The following is a 682-nucleotide window of genomic DNA, read 5'->3' on the forward strand; positions in this document are numbered from 1 at the left end:
GGTTGTTGTTGAAGAATTTCGAAAGACATTAAGTGAAGCTCATGCACTTATTATTTGTACACCAGAGTACGCAAAAAGTATTCCAGGAGTTTTGAAGAATGCTTTAGAGTGGCTTGTTTCATCAGCGGAACTTTATAAAAAGCCAGTTGCTATTATAACAKCTTCACCGTCGATTGCGGGAGGGGATAAAGCCCATGAGTCATTATTACTTACGCTAGGTATGCTAGATACAATTGTCGTTCAAAATGGGTCGCTATTAATCCCATCTGTACGCACTAAATTTAGTGATGATGCAAAAGTTACAGATGAGGATACAAAGCAAGCTCTTATCTCTTTAGTTCAAAGTGTAGTAGACATAATAATTTAATTTGTATAAAGACGATAAGGGGGTCCCTATAATTATAAAAGAGAAAAAGGCAATACTACTAGTGGTCGAGAAGTAGTATTGCCTTTTATTTAGTTAAATATATTTAATCAAAATCTCCCCAGGTAATCCATCAATCTCACAAACTGTATCTGATGTAAAACCAGCGTTTAATAAAATTTTTCGAGAGGGGATATTGTTTGGATCGATAATTGCCTTTAGTACGTTTACATCTGTCTGCTTCGCTATTTCAATTAATTCTCTTGCGATACAACTACCATATCTTTTTCCCCAGTGCTCCGGCAATATCATATAACC

Annotated in this window: 2 protein-coding genes; one reads left to right on the top strand and one right to left on the bottom strand. The window is 35.7% G+C overall.

Features of this window, described 5'->3' with window-relative positions; translation table 11 throughout:
* A partial coding sequence (locus AC1DTM_RS30285; RefSeq protein ID WP_477001680.1) for an NADPH-dependent FMN reductase occupies positions 1 to 367 on the top strand: 367 nt, incomplete at its 5' end.
* Positions 368 to 460: 93 nt separating this feature from the next.
* Here the strand turns inward: AC1DTM_RS30285 and AC1DTM_RS30290 are convergent.
* Positions 461 to 682, bottom strand: a 222-nt coding sequence (locus AC1DTM_RS30290; protein WP_477001681.1) for a GNAT family N-acetyltransferase, incomplete at its 5' end; no start/stop codon positions are given.

This window comes from Bacillus sp. P4_D3, from assembly GCF_056401855.1.